At 39.5% G+C, this 17,707-nt stretch carries 15 protein-coding genes and 1 other annotated feature; of the genes, 12 read left to right on the top strand and 3 right to left on the bottom strand.

Features of this window, described 5'->3' with window-relative positions; genetic code table 11:
• The first annotated feature begins 2 nt into the window (after positions 1-2).
• From dtd to relB, 4 genes are all read left to right on the top strand, one after another.
• Positions 3-449, top strand: a complete 447-nt coding sequence (dtd, locus tag IGJ14_RS12390; protein WP_019723450.1) for a D-aminoacyl-tRNA deacylase — start codon at positions 3-5, stop codon at positions 447-449.
• Between the two features lie 153 nt (positions 450-602).
• Complete coding sequence (locus tag IGJ14_RS12385; protein ID WP_019723451.1) at positions 603-1,433, top strand: hypothetical protein; 831 nt, start codon at positions 603-605, stop codon at positions 1,431-1,433.
• Positions 1,434-1,572: 139 nt separating this feature from the next.
• Positions 1,573-2,832: a cytochrome P450 gene (locus IGJ14_RS12380; protein ID WP_019723452.1), complete on the top strand. Its 1,260-nt coding sequence runs from the start codon at positions 1,573-1,575 to the stop codon at positions 2,830-2,832.
• A gap of 126 nt (positions 2,833-2,958) precedes the next feature.
• Positions 2,959-3,183 (top strand): type II toxin-antitoxin system RelB family antitoxin, encoded by a 225-nt coding sequence (gene relB, locus IGJ14_RS12375; protein WP_430607987.1) that lies wholly within the window; start codon positions 2,959-2,961, stop codon positions 3,181-3,183.
• Positions 3,184-3,246: 63 nt separating this feature from the next.
• On the opposite strand, the gene IGJ14_RS12370 is transcribed toward relB, so the two are convergent.
• A complete protein-coding gene (locus IGJ14_RS12370) occupies positions 3,247-4,197 on the bottom strand; it encodes an aldo/keto reductase (protein WP_019723875.1) in 951 nt (316 codons plus the stop codon).
• Between the two features lie 130 nt (positions 4,198-4,327).
• Positions 4,328-4,539: a binding site (T-box leader), on the top strand.
• 65 nt (positions 4,540-4,604) lie between these two features.
• Here IGJ14_RS12370 and hisS point away from each other — a divergent pair.
• The 5 genes from hisS (at position 4,605) to IGJ14_RS12345 (ending at position 11,374) form a co-directional block, all read left to right on the top strand.
• A complete protein-coding gene (hisS, locus tag IGJ14_RS12365) occupies positions 4,605-5,912 on the top strand; it encodes a histidine--tRNA ligase (protein WP_019723874.1) in 1,308 nt (435 codons plus the stop codon).
• Entirely contained in the window at positions 5,912-7,678 is a 1,767-nt protein-coding gene (gene aspS, locus IGJ14_RS12360) for an aspartate--tRNA ligase (protein WP_019723873.1), read from the top strand. The genes hisS and aspS overlap by 1 nt, the downstream gene beginning before the upstream one ends.
• A 207-nt stretch (positions 7,679-7,885) precedes the next feature.
• On the top strand, positions 7,886-8,761 hold the full coding sequence (locus IGJ14_RS12355) for a YitT family protein (protein ID WP_019723872.1): 876 nt from the start codon (positions 7,886-7,888) through the stop codon (positions 8,759-8,761).
• A 184-nt stretch (positions 8,762-8,945) separates the two neighbouring features.
• Complete coding sequence (locus IGJ14_RS12350) at positions 8,946-9,128, top strand: hypothetical protein (protein ID WP_019723871.1); 183 nt, start codon at positions 8,946-8,948, stop codon at positions 9,126-9,128.
• Between the two features lie 314 nt (positions 9,129-9,442).
• Positions 9,443-11,374 carry an acyltransferase family protein gene (locus IGJ14_RS12345; RefSeq protein ID WP_195475558.1) on the top strand — a complete coding sequence of 644 codons (1,932 nt, stop codon included), beginning with the start codon at positions 9,443-9,445 and terminating at the stop codon, positions 11,372-11,374.
• Positions 11,375-11,495: 121 nt separating this feature from the next.
• Here the strand turns inward: IGJ14_RS12345 and IGJ14_RS12340 are convergent, their stop codons facing one another.
• Together IGJ14_RS12340 and IGJ14_RS12335 are read right to left on the bottom strand one after the other, a co-directional pair.
• Positions 11,496-11,783: a GIY-YIG nuclease family protein gene (locus tag IGJ14_RS12340; protein WP_019723021.1), complete on the bottom strand. Its 288-nt coding sequence runs from the start codon at positions 11,781-11,783 to the stop codon at positions 11,496-11,498.
• Positions 11,773-12,507, bottom strand: coding sequence for a tRNA1(Val) (adenine(37)-N6)-methyltransferase (locus tag IGJ14_RS12335; RefSeq protein ID WP_019723020.1), 735 nt, complete (start codon positions 12,505-12,507; stop codon positions 11,773-11,775). Before IGJ14_RS12335 ends, IGJ14_RS12340 begins: the two co-directional genes overlap by 11 nt.
• A 131-nt stretch (positions 12,508-12,638) precedes the next feature.
• Between IGJ14_RS12335 and IGJ14_RS12330 the strand changes: the two genes are divergently transcribed.
• The 3 genes from IGJ14_RS12330 to IGJ14_RS12320 all read left to right on the top strand — a co-directional run bounded on the left by IGJ14_RS12330 (position 12,639) and on the right by IGJ14_RS12320 (position 17,694).
• On the top strand, positions 12,639-13,274 hold the full coding sequence (locus IGJ14_RS12330) for a lysophospholipid acyltransferase family protein (protein WP_010734236.1): 636 nt from the start codon (positions 12,639-12,641) through the stop codon (positions 13,272-13,274).
• A 163-nt stretch (positions 13,275-13,437) separates the two neighbouring features.
• On the top strand, positions 13,438-14,556 hold the full coding sequence (locus IGJ14_RS12325; protein ID WP_019723019.1) for an exonuclease SbcCD subunit D: 1,119 nt from the start codon (positions 13,438-13,440) through the stop codon (positions 14,554-14,556).
• A gap of 6 nt (positions 14,557-14,562) precedes the next feature.
• On the top strand, positions 14,563-17,694 hold the full coding sequence (locus tag IGJ14_RS12320) for an AAA family ATPase (RefSeq protein ID WP_019723018.1): 3,132 nt from the start codon (positions 14,563-14,565) through the stop codon (positions 17,692-17,694).
• The last annotated feature ends 13 nt before the right edge of the window (positions 17,695-17,707 follow it).

Below are 17,707 nucleotides of genomic sequence, written 5' to 3'. Positions count from 1 at the left end.
CCTTGCGCGCAGTGATCCAACGAGTGAGTCAAGCAGCTGTGTCGATCAACGAACGAGAAGTGGGGCGTATCGATCATGGTTTGTTGATTTTACTAGGTGTTCATGAAACAGATACGCAAACAGACGTCGATTATTTGATCAAAAAAATTGCCCAGATGCGTATCTTTGAAGATGAACAAGGAAAAATGAATCTAAGTATTGAAGATGTCAAAGGAGCGCTGTTGAGTATTTCTCAGTTCACGCTTTTTGCAGATACAAAAAAGGGCAATCGCCCAAGTTTTATCGCAGCGGCTCGCCCGGAAACAGCGATTCCTTTATACGAAGCCTTTAATGATGGGCTAAGACAACGAGGAATCACAGTGGAAACAGGCGAATTTGGCGCAGATATGGCTGTGTCTCTGGTCAATGATGGGCCAGTGACGATCATCATCGATTCTCAAAACAAATGATTTTTATAAAAAGAACAAGTCTGATTTTGATGGAATATTTCAAAATCAGGCTTATTTTTGTTTGCTATGTTTTCAATTTGAGAATGCGCTTTCTGTTTTTGTTCGTCAGGAGTATGTAGATAAGTTAAAATAGAGGATAGGAGGTGCTTGCCAATGGCTAATAAGAATCAAGCAACGATAGACGAAATCTTTTCTCATCGCTACGATAATGGCTTTGATTACTGGGCAACACCAGATAAAAAGTTGATCAAAGGCGCCCCTTTTACTACGTTAGAATGCCCGTTGTATCTTTTAGATGCCGGTGTTTTACCTGGAGAAAAGGTCATGCAAGAAACGGCGAATTTGATATTTGAAGCATGGCGGAAAGATGGACGATTCAAAGTTTCGCCAAAGGGTGCGATCTACCCCTGCCATACGGCTGCTGCACTTCGAACATTGTGTTATTTGGAACATGCAACAGACAAGAGACTCAAAAAGACATTCGATTATTTTCTAGCGACTCAAGAAGATGATGGCGGATGGAAGTGCAATAAGTATAGTTATTGCAAAGGTCCTGAAACTGAATTTTCTACACCTATGACGACCTTAACAGTTTTAGATGCTTTTCGTTTCTCCGAATGGATCAACATTGATGAGCGGTTGGACCAAGCAGTGGAATTTTTATTGACTCATTGGACGATAAAAAAACCGATTGGACCTTGTCATCATGGGATTGGGACACTATTCATGCAAGTAGAATACCCATTTAGAAGTTACAATTTATTTTATTATGTCTATGTTCTATCTTTTTACAAATACGCTAGAAAAGACGTGCGATTTAAAGAAGCACTACATGCGCTGGCTTCCCAATTAGACGAAGGAATGATTCGAGTGGAAAGAGTGGTGCCTAAGTTAAGGAAATTATCTTTTTGTGAAAAAGGACAAGTGAGTGACAGAGCTACAGAACGTTATAATGAAATCTTATTTAATGTGAATGAGTTATGAGGAAGCCGTTTATTTGGGATTAGGCAGCGCAAGAGGAATAAATGGTATAGTTCCGTCTCAAACACTTCTTTTGTCAGTTTTATTGTACAAGGAGTATCCTAATAATATCTAAAGTTATTTATTAGGAGGAGCAAAAAACATGCAAGAAATTCCCGTGGTCGATATCAAAATGACCGAAATCAAAAAATACTATAACGAGGGCTACAAAATGCTTGGAAAGCTAAGAGAAGAAGCCCAATCACCTGTTGTGAAAGCAAAGATATTCAATAAGGAAGCTGTGATCATCTACGGAGAAGAGGCAGCGAAGCGTTTTTATGATCCAAGAAATTTCAAACGAGAAGGTGCAATGCCTAAAATGGTCCAAAAAACATTGTTTGGAAAGGACGGTGTGCAGTCTTTAGATGGCGCGGAACATCATCACCGTAAAGCAATTTTTATGGATTTGATGACGCCAGAGCGAATGGAAGACTATCATCAAATATTGGATCGAGTATTGGCACATGAATTGGAACAACAACATGGTACTTTTGAGTTATTTGACCTGAGTAAAAAAGTACTTTTTACCGCTATATGTGAGTGGTCGGGAATCAACTTAGCGGATTATTCAGAAGAAGAGATCAACCAACTGGCAGATTATCAGATCTCTATGATCAGTGGGACAGTCACTTCGCCGATCGATCATTTTAAAGGAGTAGAGAATCGAAAAAAATCAGAAAAATGGGCGCAAGAGTTGTTAGAAGAAGCACGAGAAAATCCAGTAGCCGGAAAAGAAAATGTAGCGCTCTATGCTTTTGCGAATGCGACCGATCTTAAGGGAAATCTCTTACCATTGGATATTGCTGCGGTAGAACTGTTGAATATCATACGGCCGACTGTGGCATTGACCGTATGGGCGGCATTGATGGGGCATGCTCTTTTCAGCCGACCAGATCTCTATCAACAACTGAAAAATGATTTTACGGAGTTACAAGATCCTTTTATTCAGGAGATGCGTCGATACTATCCATTTTTCCCCATGTTACCGGCATTTGCTTTGCAAGATGTAGAAGTAGATGGTTACCGCATTCCTAAAGACAGCTGGGTGATTTTAGATTTGTATGGAACAAATCATGATGAACGGACAGTGGATTCACCAGAGGCATTTTTGATCAAACGGTATATTGGTAAAGCGAAAAAAATCTCTTATGAAGAAGAGTATGAGATGATTGCGCAAGGTGGCGGTGACTTCCGAAAAATGCACCGATGCGCAGGTGAATGGATCACGTTGCATAGTTTACGCGTCTTTTCCGATCAATTAGTGAATCGTTTTGCCTTTGCTGTGCCAGAACAAGATTGGACGATTCCATTCAATCAATTTCCGACTTATCCGAATAGCCGAGGATTATTGTATAAAGAATAACGTGGACTTTCAGCATGGGGTACGTATTTGAATCGATTAGGTAGAGGGAAGAGAAGTAGCCTCTTAGGTAGTGGACTCCTTCTCTCCCGACCTCGTTCTATAAAAATATACAGGAGGTATAAAAGAATGAGCGAAGTTACAATTCATGTATCAGAGAAAGAAAAAGCATTGATGTTGGCAATGGCTGATTTGAACGGACTGACGATATCGGAATTAGCCAGAACGATGATATTAGGTACGTTAGAAAGACAAATTGACTTGGCAATCTATAATGAAGCGATGAAGGATCATCAGAAATTTGATGAAAGCGTCTCGCATGACGAAATGAAAAAGGAGCTAGGATTATGCTGAAACATCTTGTACATAATAAAAAAAACAACCACCGCATTTTCACTCGATGGTTGTTTTTGAGTATTATTTAAACTCTCGGAATAGCTGATCGATTGTTTGAGCATCTTCTAAAGATAAGTGAATATCCAAAGCTTTGGCATTATCTGCGACTTGTTCGGGTTTCTTTGCGCCAGGAATGACAAATGAAATCCGCGGGTGCGCGATATACCAAGCTAAGACTAATTGAGCAGTAGTTGCTTGGTACTTTTCAGCAAGCGGTTTGAGTTGATCGACCGCTGTGATGATTTGTTCATATCGTTCACCTTGAAAGTTTGGTTTGTTCTTTCTAGGATCATCTTCAGAAAAATGTTTTGGACTTTCTAGATCATACTTGCCAGTCAATAAACCTGAAGCAAGTGGGAAATAAGGCACAAAACCAATCTCGTTAGCTTCGAGGTAAGGGAATAATTCTTTTTCCGCTGTGCGATGGATCAAACTGAATTGATCTTGTACGATATCGATATAGCCGTCTTGATTGGCTTCTTTCAATTGCTCTAAAGTGAAATTCGATACACCGATGGCACGGATTTTCCCCGCTTCTTTCAGTTCGTGTAAAGCGGCAACTGCCTCGTTTTTAGGTGTCTCTTCGTCTGGAAAATGGATATAAAAAATATCGATGTAATCTGTCTGCAAACGTTCTAAAGCTTCATCAACTGATTTTTTCAAAAATTCAGGAGAATTATCAAATTTTTTTGGTTGATCTGGGAGATGAGCTGCTTTGGTGGCAATGATGATGCGGGAACGCTCATAAGCCGGTTCTTGCAAGACTTCTCCAATCAATTGTTCCGAACGACCTTCGCCATAAATATAAGCAGTATCGATGAGGTTCAAGCCATTATCTAAGGCGGCTCTGACAACTTCTTTTCCGGTTTCATCCGCTAATCCAGAAAACAGATTATGTCCTCCGACTGCATTTGCACCTAAGCCGATTGCTTCGGCATATACTTGAGAATGACCAATTTTTACTTCTGACATTTTTCTACCTCCTTTTTTATTTAGTCTAAATCAAAAAGAACAAAAGCTGAATCAAAAAGACTTTGAAAAAGAAATCAACAAGAATATACTTGACTTTAAGCTGTGTTTTTAGTAGGTTATAATTAATATCTAAATATCGATGAAAGAGCGAGTAAGTAACTAAAGGCTTTATAAGAGAGGATCGTCGTGGCTGAGAGCGATCTAAAACAAGTAGTTTCTGAAAGACACTCTGGAGATGGACGCGTGCAAAGCCGTCCCGTAGACGAGCGTTAATCGTGAGAGGAAAGAGCAATCTTTCAAATATAGGTGGTACCGTGTATGAAATAATCATTCACCCTTGTTCATGGCGAACAAGGGTGTTTTTTGTTTGCATTGACTACATAGTGTGAAGAAAAGGAGAGAAAAAGATGAACTTCCAAAGACCAAAAGGAACAAATGATATTTTACCTGGAGAATCCGAAAAATGGCAATTTGTGGAAGAAACTGCCCGTTTATTATTCAAAGATTACCAATATAATGAGATCCGCACGCCGATTTTTGAGCATTATGAAGTGATCGCTCGTAGTGTAGGCGATACGACGGATATCGTTTCAAAAGAAATGTATGATTTTTATGACAAAGGCGAGCGTCATGTTACGCTTCGTCCAGAAGGAACTGCGCCAATCGTTCGTTCGTTTGTTGAAAACAAATTATTTGGACCAGAATACACAAAACCTTACAAAACATTTTATATGGGACCAATGTTTCGTTATGAGCGTCCTCAAAAAGGCCGCTTACGTCAATTTCACCAAATCGGTGTCGAAGCATTCGGCTCTGAAAATCCTGCGACAGATGTTGAAAGCATGGTGATGGCCTTAGACTTCTTCAAACAACTTGGGATCAGTCAAATCCGCTTAGTGATCAACTCTTTAGGGGATCAAGAAACACGTCAAGCCTATCGCCAAGCGTTGATCGATTATCTTGTCCCATTCGAAGCTGAATTAAGTGAAGATTCACAACGTCGCTTACACGAAAATCCTTTGCGTGTATTAGACAGCAAAGATAAACGTGATCAAAAATTTGTCGCAGAAGCGCCATCGATCTTAGATTATTTAAGTGAAAAAGCCAAAGCGCATTTTGAAACAGTGATTGCCATGTTGGATGCGTTAGATGTGCCTTACGAAATCGACAGCAACATGGTTCGTGGATTGGATTATTATACGCATACGATTTTTGAAGTGATGAGTGACGCGCCTAAAATGGGCGCACAAGCAACGATCTGTGCTGGAGGACGTTACGATAACTTAGTGGAAGAACTAGGCGGACCAGCGACACCAGGATTTGGTTTTGCGATGGGGATCGAACGTATTTTATTAACGATGGAGGCAGAAGAAGTAGCTGTTCCTGTAATGAATACATTAGATGCCTATGTGGTGGCACTAGGCGAAGAAACAAATATCGAAGCGTTGAAAATCGTTCAAGCAATCCGTGATTTTGGTTTTTCCGCAGATCGTGATTTTATGGGACGTAAAGCCAAAGCACAATTTAAGACAGCAGACAAAGCCGATGCGAAGTTGGTTTTAGTGATTGGTGCGGATGAACTAGCAAATCAAACGATCAACGTCAAATCAATGGCTAATCGTACAGAGAAAAGCTTTGCACTAGAAGATATTTATGACCACTTTGATAAAGTCTATGATGAAATGACATTATCTACTGAACAGGAGGAAAAATGATGGCACAACGAACAGTTTACTGTGGACTGGTTTCAGAAAAGCAGTTAGGACAAACAGTTACATTAAAAGGTTGGGTACAAAAAAGACGTGACTTAGGTGGCGTGATCTTTATCGATTTACGTGATCGTGAAGGGATTGTTCAACTTGTCTTTAATCCAGAAATCAATAAAGAAGCATGGGAAATCGCAGATAAATGCCGTAGTGAATATGTCATTGAAGTGACAGGTACAGTAAAAAATCGGGATGAATTGGCAATCAATCCTAAAATGGCAACGGGTGAATTTGAGATTATCGCGGATGAAATCATTATCTTGAATCAAGCCAAAACACCACCTTTCTTGATTGAGGATGAACAAACGATCAGTGATGAGATTCGTTTGAAGTATCGTTATCTTGATTTACGTCGTCCAAAAATGACGAAAAATATCAAATTGCGCAACGACACAACGAAAGCAATCCGTCATTACTTGGATGACCATGATTTCTTGGATATTGAAACACCTTATTTGGGCAAATCAACACCAGAAGGCGCGAGAGATTACTTAGTTCCTTCACGTATCCATGCAGGGCATTTCTACGCATTGCCACAATCACCACAACTATTCAAACAATTATTGATGAATGCTGGATTTGATCGTTACTATCAAATCGTTCGTTGCTTCCGTGATGAAGATTTACGTGGCGATCGTCAACCAGAATTTACGCAAGTCGATATCGAAACAACGTTCTTGACCGCTGAAGAAATCCAAACGTATACAGAAGGTTTGATTGCTAAAGTGATGAAAGACGTACGTGGCATCGAAGTCACTTTGCCATTCCCTCGTATGACGTATGATGAAGCAATGAGCCGTTATGGAAGTGACAAACCTGATACACGTTTTGACATGGAATTGATCGACTTGAGCACGGTTGTGAAAGACGTTGAATTTAAAGTCTTCCAAATGGCACTTGAAAATGGCGGAGTGGTCAAAGCGCTGAATGCGAAAAATGCAGCAAGCAAGTATTCACGTAAAGATTTAGATAATCTTGGACAATATGCCACTCAGTTTGGCGCAAAAGGACTAGCTTGGTTAAAAGTAGAAGAAGATGGTTTGAAAGGGCCTATTGCGAAATTTATGGGCGAGGCATCTGAAGCATTGATCCAAGCAACAAACGCTGAAGTTGGGGATATTTTATTGTTTGGTGCAGACAAAGAAGAAATCGTTGCAGCCACTCTTGGAGCGATTCGTTCTCGCTTAGGAAAAGAATTAGACTTGATCGACGAATCAAAATTCAATTTCTTATGGGTGACAGAATGGCCACAATTTGAATATTCAGCAGAAGAAGGCCGCTATGTTTCCGCGCATCATCCGTTTACGATGCCTAAAGCATCCGATGTCGAGTTATTGGCAACTGATCCGGCAAAAGTCTACGCAGAAGCGTATGACATCGTCTTGAACGGCTATGAATTAGGTGGTGGATCGTTACGTATCCATACGAGAGAATTGCAAGAGAAAGTATTGAAAACACTAGGATTCTCTGAAGAAGAAATGGAAGAACAATTCGGGTTCTTATTAAGTGCGTTAGACTATGGCTTCCCACCACACGGAGGAATTGCTTTAGGACTTGATCGCTTTGTGATGTTGCTTGCAGGTGAAGAAAACATCCGTGAAGTGATTGCTTTCCCTAAAAATGGTAAAGCAGCTGATGTCATGAGTGATGCGCCAAGTACTGTTTCTGATCTTCAATTATTTGAATTGAACATCGACGTTACAGAAGTTGAATAACAAATAAGAAAGAGAAGTTATTTTCATAGGAATACCGAGGTTGTGAAGGAGTCACTGATAAGTCGCGATTGATTCGTGCTAGTGACACTGGAGCAACCTTTTTTTCTCTTATATTGGAATTTCCAATCTTTTTTTCAAAGAAGTCTCTTGATTATATTCTAAAAGATCATATAATAAGGGCATACCAGATAAAGCGAGGCTTTTTTCATGAAAAAAACTTTCGAAAATTGGGCGTATCATGATTATACGACCAAACTTTCGGTGTCGATCGTCTATGCTCTGATTGCTTCAGTTGCATTGAACTTTTTTTATCAACCAGGAAACATCTATTCAAGTGGGATAACCGGTCTTGCACAAATCTTAACGACCCTTTCTAAATCAGTGATTGGTTTTGAAATTCCAGTCTCAACCACGTTGTATTTGCTGAATATCCCATTATTCTTTTTAGCATGGTTTAAACTTGGAAAGAAATTTACGATTTTTACATTTATCACTGTGACATTAACCTCGCTTAGTATCCATCTTTTGCCACAAACGATTCTTTCGACCGATCCGATCATTTGTGCGATATTCGGTGGTGCCGTCAATGGGGTTGGTATTGGTTTAGCATTAAAAAATGGGTTGTCTTCTGGCGGATTAGATATCGTGAGTATTACGATCCGTAAAAAAACAGGTCGATCCATCGGTTCGATTTCCATTTATTTCAATGCACTGATTGTTTTCGTAGCAGGCTTGCTCTTCGGCTGGCAGTATATGTTTTATAGTGCTTTGTCGATTTTTGTGAGTGGTAAGGTGACGGATGTCGTCTATACGAAACAAAAAAAGATGCAAGTCATGATCGTGACTAAACATCCTGAAGCAGTGATCGAAGCCATCCAAAAATGTATGCGTCGTGGGATCACGATCATCAATGAAGCAGAAGGTGCGTACAAGCACGATAAACAAACAGTCTTAATGACGATCGTTACTCGCTATGAGCTTCCTTTGTTACGTGAAGCAATGAAAACTTCTGACCCGCAAGCATTTGTCAGTATTGCGGAAAATGTTCAAATTCTCGGACGTTTTTATGAAGATGGGATTTAGATTTTAGTAAACTAGTTAGATAAAACACAGTGGATAACTTGAATGGTTATCGCTGTGTTTTTTTGATCTTCTTGTCGCTAGAATACCAGAAATGATTGTTGCGATTAAGGAATTGAAAATAATCATTTATGCTATCGATATTTCAACAGGCAATAGGCGTCTTCTTTTATAAGATTTATGAAGTATGATCAACCTGATCTTAGATAGCCACAATGCAATTCAAATTGGATTAGTAGAATTGGCTAGTGATGATGTAGGCCTAACGACGATTGGTAGTTTCCTTGACTATGTACCTGTTCAAGACTGGTTAGAAAAAATTCCTCCTAGCTTGGTTGCTAAACATATGCAAGAATATATCTTAAAGTGATCATAGAAAAGGAGTGACAGAGTGCTTGCAACTAAGTAGCATAGATGTTTATCCATGTTAAGAGTAGATATCTTTCAATTATTTCTCGCCCATCAACGAAAAATAATAGAAAATAATGAAACCCTATCCAAGCAACAATTAGCCAACTTGTTATATTTGAAATTTTGTTAAAGTTACTTAAAAATGTGTTCTTTTTTGATGAACTATGGGATTATAGTATAAAGTGGCAACTTTTATGAAGTTTTTGCTTGCTATTTTTTGGTAATGCACGTATATTACGAATGAAAAAAGTTTATGAAAAGTTGGAATATTGAATGGAAAAACAAAAAAGATTAAAAAATAGCCGGTATATCACGGGCTTCGATGGGATTCGTTCATTAGCGGTCATCGGGGTTATTTTATACCACTTGTTGCCAACAAGTATGAAGGGTGGTTACCTCGGAGTTCCGATATTTTTTGTCGTTTCAGGTTATCTTATTACCGATCTCTTACGACAAGAGTGGGAACAAAATGGAAAAATCAATATTTGGCAATTTTACGTTCGGCGAATGAAACGACTGTATCCTGGGCTCGTTTTCTTGCTTATTACTGCATCAGCATATATTACGCTATTCCAGCGAGGATTGTTGAATAATCTTCGGGGCGTTGTACTCAGCAGTTTATTCTATGTCAATAACTGGTGGCAGATCAATAATGGATTATCCTATTTTGATCGTTTTGCAAATGAGTCGCCATTTACCCATATTTGGTCCTTAGCAGTAGAGGCGCAGAACTATCTGATCTGGCCGATCATTTTTGTATTACTCATGGTATTTGTCCGTAAGAAAAAAAATATTTTTTATGTCATTATGGGCACAGCCATTGCTTCAGCGATTTTGATGATGGTGTTGTACTCGCCAAATGGCGATCCTACCCGTGTGTATTATGGGACAGATACTCGCTTGTTCTCGATTTGGATGGGGAGTGCATTGGCTTTTGTTTGGCCAAGTACGCGATTGAAGAAAAATATCCCTAAACAAGCAAAGAAAGTATTGAATTTAGCGGGTTTTAGTTCGTTGATCATTTTGGTCCTCTTTTTCTTTTTCTTAGATGACCATTTGAGCTTTATCTATTATGGCGGGTTCTTTTTAGTCAGTCTTTTATGTATGGTTCTTGTGGCAGTCACAGCGCATCCCGGTGCGAGCTTGAATCGCTGGTTGACGAATCCGGTCTTTAGTTGGATTGGTAAACGAAGTTATGGGATCTACTTGTACCAATTTCCGGTAATGATTTTTTACGAAGCGAAAGTATCAGGTATCGCTGATCATGTGTTGTTACACACGGTCATTGAAATCACATTGATTTTATTGATCAGTGAACTGTCGTACCGCTTTATCGAACGTCCATTGGCACGATTTGATTATAGCCAAACGTTTCGCGTCGTCAAAGGCTGGTTCACCAAACCTATTTTTAGTTGGAAAAAGCCATGGGTGGTCCCTGGAACCTTAGTCGTAGCGATTGCCTTAGTCGGGTTCGTCACTGCACCTAAAAATGCTGTGACAGCGGACCAAGAGCAATTACAAAAGAATATTGCTGAAAGTAAAAAACTAGCTGAAAAAAGTCAGAATAATCAAGGCAATAATGTAGCACCTATTGACCAAGCGATTTTGGATAAATATGATTTGACCAAAGCGCAAGGGGAAAAAGCCCAACAACTAGAGCTGACTGCATTTGGTGATTCAGTCATGTTAGATGCTGCGGCAGATTTAAAAGAACTATATCCGCAAGTAGTCGTAGATGGTGATGTCGGTCGTCAACTCTACACAAGCCTTCCTTATATCGAAGAATTGAAAAATAGGGATCTATTGAAAGATACGGTATTAATTGGGTTAGGAACAAATGGCTCTTTTTCTGAGGCGCAATTTGATAGCTTGATGAACGCGATCGGGGATCGTAAAGTTTACTGGGTCAATGTTCGCGTACCAACGAAGCGCTGGCAAAATGAAGTCAACGCCATGCTCACAGAAATGGAAAAGAAATATGACAACATGACAGTGATTGATTGGTACGGTTATAGTAACGGTCACAGTGAATGGTTCTATGACGATCAAGTCCATCCAAATCCAGATGGTATGTTGAATTATATCCATCTAGTCAGTGAAGCACTATTAGGTGGAACAAAAGAATCAGAGACAAGTAAAACGAGTGAGACTGCTTCGACTAGTACGAGCGACACTCTATCTGATAGTACTCAAGTAAGTGAATAAAAACTGGGGTTGTGACAGCAATGTTTTGACCTGAGCAGTAGGATAACTCTTATAAAAAAGTGCCTCAACGAAAATCGTTCTCCAATCTTTCGTTGAGGCATTCTTTTTCTCTAAAATTTTTTTACTCCGTTTGATCAGGTAAAGAAAGAGAAGGGTGTGTCTTCAAATAGGTTTCTTTTTGCCGACGTGTTTGTTTTTTGAACGCGGCTTCGGCTTTTGTGGCTTCACTTCTTGTAGCGTATCCTTCTGCATGGATCATTTTTACAGGACGTCTTTTTTGCAAACGTGTGTATTTCGCACCTGTGCCATTATTATGTTCTTGTAAACGACGAGCCAAATCAGTGGTATATCCTCCATAGAACGTATTATCTTGGCAGTGCACCACATAAAAGTAATGGTTATTCTCCATAAAGCATCTCACGGAGTTCAGGGGTATACTCACCTTGCGTATCATAGGTAAATAAAGGTGGAGACACTTTGAAACCATCGGCTTTTCCTTGCTTGATTCCTTCAATCAATAAAATATTTGCTTCTTTGCCTACTTTAGGATAAACAAACTGAACACGTTTCGGTGCAATCTGATAGGTTTGCATAAGGGCCAAAATCTCTAGGAAACGTTCTGGGCGATGTACAAGAGCTAAGCGACCATTTGTTTTTAATAACTTGCCGGAGATTTGGATCACTTCTTCCAACGTTGTATGGATCTCATGTCGGGCAATTGCTAGATGCTCATTTGGATTTTTTTTGTTTGTAGGTAAGCCTTTAAAGTAAGGGGGGTTACAGACGACTAAGTCACAAGAGTTGTGTCTGACAACCGATAAACTTTCTTTTAAGTCAATCGTATGCACGGTCATTTGTTGTTCTAAATGATTCAAGGAAATGCTCCGTCGAGCCATGTCAGCTAAGCGTGGCTGTAGTTCGATTGCATCGATCTTTGCCTGTGTTTGTTTGCTTAAAAATAGTCCGACAGCACCATTCCCCGAACAAAGGTCAACGATTTGACCGGTTTTTGGCGCACGAGCAAAATGAGCAAGCAATACGGCATCTAAAGAAAAGGAAAAAACTTGGGAACTTTGGATAATCTTAATATCTTGTGCATATAATTGGTCAATACGTTCATGTTCGTGAAGCATCTAATTCCCTCCAAATGAAAAAACTAATCGTATGTAGTATACTATTTTTGTTCAAAAGAACCAAGGGAACTTGTCAAATCAGTCTTTTTTAGGCATACTATAGGAACGAGAAGCAAAGAAAGGAAGAGAATATGTTTTATCGATTTATGCGCGGGCTCGTTAAAGTGATTTTAGCTGTTATCAATGGCAATGCCCGTTATGAAAATAAAGAAGTCTTACCAAAAGACGAGAATTACATACTTGTTGCACCACACCGCACTTGGTGGGACCCGTTGTATCTCGCTGTTGCTGCATCACCTAAATCGTTTAGTTTTATGGCGAAAGAAGAATTGTTCAAAAACCCTGTTTTACGATTCATTTTAACACGTTCGAATGCTTTTCCAGTCAAAAGAGACAATCCGGGACCAAGTGTGATCAAGACACCTGTCAAGATTCTAAAATCAACCGATCTAGGATTGATCATGTTTCCAAGTGGGACAAGACATGCGACTGAGTTGAAAGGTGGAATGGCGTTAATTGCCAAAATGGCCAAAGTAAAAATCGTTCCAGCTGTGTATCAAGGACCTCTCACGTTAGGTGATCTATTCAAACGCAAACGAGTGATTGTTCGCTTTGGTGAACCGATCGACTTGTCAGATATCAAAAAAACTGACAAGGAAGGAATGGCAGAAATCGAGCGACGCACACAAGCCGCATTTGATAAACTAGACAAGGAAGTAAATCCTGATTTTAAATATGAGATCATAAAAAAGAATGAAACAGAATAATTGTTCTTTATTCGATGAGCGATAAAAGAAACGGATTGTCTAAGACACCGCTTCTTTATCGCTTTTTTTGTTATAAAACTCCCTTTTTGTAAGTGATTCTAGCTGTCATGTCCTTGATGGAAGTGTTATAATAGTAAGAAGGATATTTTTTTGAGGTGATGAGATGCGTTTTTTACATACAGCTGATTGGCATATAGGGAAAAAATTGCAGGGCTACGATTTACTTAAAGAGCAAGAACATGTACTATCTGAGATTTTAACGATTGCGAAAAAGGAAAAAGTGGATGCGATCGTTATTGCAGGTGATCTCTATGATCGAAGTATTCCGGCCGTAGAAGCCGTAGAGATATTCAATCGATTGATGATTGACTGGAACCTGAACGAAAAATTCCCGATTTTCGCTATCTCAGGAAACCATGATAGCAGTGTTCGATTATCTGCTGGAACTGAATGGTTCAGCCAAACAAAATTCTTTTTACACACCCGATTTGCTGAAGCTTTCCAACCTATCGACTATCAAAATACTCAATTTTTCTTATTGCCTTATTTTGAACCAATCTCTGCTAGAAGTTATTTTGAAGATGATACGATCCGCACGGTCCAACAAGCAATGGAAAAAGTAGTTGACCAGATGCAACTCGCTTTTGATCCTGAAAAAAAACAGGTGCTGGTCAGCCACTTTTTTGTGACAGGGAGCAAGAAGTCAGATTCAGAAACAAAAATCGAAGTGGGCGGACTAGATGCGATTCCAGGTAGTTTATTGGAGCCATTTGATTATGTCGCTTTAGGCCATCTCCATAATCAAGCAGCCTTGCAACAAGAAAATGCTAGATACAGTGGTTCGCCACTTAAATTCTCACTTTCAGAGATCAATCAGAAAAAAGGTGTTTGGATCGTTGATCTAACTGACACCTTGGTGTTGGATTTTCAAGAAATCACACCTTTGTATGATATCGCTGAAGTAACTGCTAGTTTTAAAGAATTATTAGACCCAAGTTTTTACCATACGATCAACCGAGAAAATTATTTGCAGATTTATTTAAAAGATCGCGCAGTTATTCCTAACATGATGAACCAACTACGAGCAATCTATCCTCGAATACTTGGTGTCGAACGTGTCAATGGACGGCATCGTTCCACAAGCAAACGACAGACACTTGAAATCAAGCAACCAAAGAAACTCGCGGAAACATTCTTTACCGAAATGGTGGATGAACCGATGACAGAACAACAAATGAGCTGGTTAGAAGAAACGTTGCAAGAACTCACAGAAACGGAATGATCAAGTATGAAACCACAGACGTTACGATTGAAAAATTTTGGCCCTTTTATCGATGAAACGATTGATTTCTCAAAATTGACCCAAGCGGCCTTGTTTTTGATTACAGGAAAAACAGGGGCTGGCAAAACAACGATTTTTGATGGCATGACTTATGCGCTTTTTGGAGAAACATCTGGAAGGTTGCGGTCTGGCAAAGAGATGCGGTCATTATTTGCGACACCAGAAGACGAAACGAGTGTCTTTTTTTCGTTTGAACATCAACAGTTGCGTTATGAAGTCGAACGTAAGCCTGAACAATTGTTAGCTAAACGCAAGGGTGAGGGCATGAGAAAACAGGCGGCAAAAGTCAGTTTAACGATCTTTGATGAAAAAGGAAAAGAAATTCGACAATTAACAAAACGTAGTGAAGTCGATCAAGAAATCAAAGAACTATTGAATTTAGATGCGAAACAATTTTCACAGATCGTCTTACTGCCGCAAGGAGAATTTCGGAATTTCTTGATTTCCTCTAGTAGTGAAAAAGAAACAGTTTTACGTAACTTATTCGGCACACAATTCTTTCAACGATTCACCGAACAATTGAAAGAAAAAGCCAAGAACAAGCAAAAAGAACTGGATCATTTGGAGCAAGAATTAGTCTTATTGCAAAGGCAATTTAGTTCCTATGAGGAGAAGCAACTGGCTGGTCTACAATCTTTTGAGACAGTGATCAATGAGTGGAAAGAGTATCAAGATCAAGTTTCAACAAGGCTCGCCTCAGAGCAAGAAGTATTAGAGCAACTGAAAGAGGAACAAAAAATCAGCGAGACGGATTACTACCACGGGAAAAATCAAAAATCTGCTTATGAAGAAAAGCAACAATTATTAGCAGAACAACAAGTGCTCAATGAGCAACAACAAGTGATCGAGGAGCACCAAAGATGGATTTCTCATTATGAAGTTGCTCAGCAATTGCGCACCCCGCTTGAACGTAGCCAAGAATACCAAGAATCACTTACCACACAGGAAAGTGAGAAACAGCAACTAATTATTGCGTGCAATAAGGTGACAAGTGATTTACAGAAATGGCAAGAACAGGCGGACGTACGAGAAAATCTCGAACAAAAAATAGCAAAAATGAGTCAAATGCTCCAAGAAAAGCAACGATTGATCCCAGTGGCCGATACTTTCAGAGAAAAACAATCGGAACTTTCCGTAATGGAAAAAAAAGTCAGTGAGTTACAGCAAGAAATCCAACAACTGGCAGATCAGCAATTGATCCTTCAAGAAAGACAACAAACGAGTCAAACCGTTTTAGCAACCCAAGGGGAACTACAAGAAAAACAGTTGGTTTATGAACGTTTACGTTTAGAAGGGGAACGTTACTGTGAACAACAGCAACACCTTGATCACCTTGACAAAGAACTAGTAAAAAATCATCAGTACTTTGAACAATCAACAGAGCAATTGGCAGAAAAACAACGATTACTTGAACAACAAACGCACGAGTTCAATCAATGTAAAAGCGACTGGGCAAAGCAACAAATTACTTATTTACAAACCCTATTGATACCTGGTGAACCTTGCCCAGTATGTGGTGCAACGGAGCATCCATTGACACCGGATAATCGTGAATCAGTGCAGGAAAACTTAGCTGTGCTTGAAGAAAAAATGGTCCAAGCAGAACAATCGATCGAAAAAACGCATCAAGAAATTGGTCGAAAAGAAGCAGAAATCGAAGAAATCAACCAACAGCTTGCTCGCTTAAGCCAGCAACAAGTGGAAACGAGTCAACAGTTGGATCAACAAGCAATTTACTTGAACACAGAGTTAAAAGCCACCTTCCAAATAGATGTCCAAGAAGATATTGTTCAAGGGTTGGCGGAAATAGAGAAAACCCTCAATGCTCGTTTAAAGGAAATCAAAAAAGCAGAAGAAGCACAAGTAAGGGTCATGGAAGAACTAGCCAGCAACAAAGAACAAAGTGAACAGATCAAAGCTCAACAAATGCTCCATAATGAAAAAATCCAACGACTCCAAGGTGAGATGGCAGGATTGAGTCAACAATTAGGAGCAGAAGACCTTGATACTTTAGTAAAAGAAGCTGAACAATTAGCCGAACAGTCGAGCAAGAGCAAGCAAGAATTGGAAGAGCAAATGGCCCAAGGTGAGAAACTCCAGCAAGAATCAGCTGTTTTGACGACTAAAATCGAAGCGTTGACTGAACAAATCGAAAAGACAACTGCTCAATATGAAAAAGAACAACGGAAAATCTCTAGTTTCTTGGCGCAACACACTGATTTTTCTTCGCAAGAAGCAATAGCAGCGTTGTTAAAAGAAACAGTCACATACGAAAATAGAAAAACAACGATCAAGGAGTATCAAACGAAACAGTTGGTTCTTTCCACTCGCTTAGAACAATTGGAACATGTCACTTATGATGAAAAATCCCAAGATTTGACAGTGTTGAGTGAACGAATCGAAAAAATCAAACAACACATTGAAGAGCAGCAACAATTGATCTATCACTTACAACAAGAGTATAAAACCAATCAGAAAGTGATCATGGAATTTACTACAAGTTATCAAAATAGTCAGGAACAACTAGATGAATTGATCCAGTTGCAACAATTATCACAGACGATGAATGGCGAAAATCCTAAAAAAACAAGCATTGAACGTTATGTCTTGCAAGTTTATTTACAAGGAGTCTTGCAAGTCGCTAATGAACATCTGATACGATTGACCAAAAGCCGCTATCAGTTTGAATTAGATGAAGAAGTTGGTAGCTACCGCGGAAAGACTGGCCTGGAGATCAACGTGTACGATGATGAAGCAGGAACGACCAGAGGATCGCATACTTTATCCGGAGGCGAAAGCTTTATTGCTGCATTATCATTAGCTTTAGCCTTGGCAGAAGTGATTCAAGCGCAAGCTGGTGGAATCACGATCGAAGCATTGTTTATTGACGAAGGGTTTGGTTCACTGGATGAAGAAGCCTTGGAAATGGCAATGGAAGCATTAGAAACCGTTGAAAGTGAAGGCAGGATGATCGGGATCATCAGCCATGTACGTGAGTTGAAAGAACGTGTCTTGCAACAAATACGAATTGATACAAAAGGTAGTGGACAGAGTGAAATACGCTACCATTTTGGTTAAGAAGGGAGATTGA

The sequence above is a fragment of the Enterococcus sp. DIV1304_2 genome, from assembly GCF_050555445.1.
GTDB lineage: Bacteria > Bacillota > Bacilli > Lactobacillales > Enterococcaceae > Enterococcus_B > Enterococcus_B pernyi.
Note: the sequence above shows the minus strand (reverse complement) of the source record. Positions and strands in the feature narration are given on the sequence as shown.